Consider the following 255-nt stretch of genomic DNA (forward strand, 5'->3'; position numbering starts at 1 on the left):
TGCATGGGATCACGCCGGGTCTGGCGGTGGTGCTGGTAGGTGAAGACCCGGCCTCCGAGGTCTATGTGCGCAACAAGGGCAAGCAGACCGTCGAGGTCGGCATGAACAGCTTCGAGCACAAGCTGCCCGCCGAGACCTCGGAAGAAGAGCTGCTGGCGCTGATCGACCGGCTGAACAAGAGCCCGGCGGTGCATGGTATCCTCGTGCAGCTGCCGCTGCCGGGGCATCTGAACTCGGACCTGGTGATCAACTCGA

1 protein-coding gene is annotated in these 255 nt (G+C 63.5%); it reads left to right on the forward strand.

Translation table 11 applies throughout. The features are described 5' to 3' along the window. A partial coding sequence (locus tag LZA78_RS18180; protein ID WP_306798995.1) for a tetrahydrofolate dehydrogenase/cyclohydrolase catalytic domain-containing protein occupies positions 1 to 255 on the forward strand: 255 nt, incomplete at both ends.

It is taken from the genome of Rhodobacter flavimaris, assembly GCF_021378075.1.
GTDB classification, from domain to species: Bacteria; Pseudomonadota; Alphaproteobacteria; order Rhodobacterales; family Rhodobacteraceae; genus Rhodobacter; species Rhodobacter flavimaris.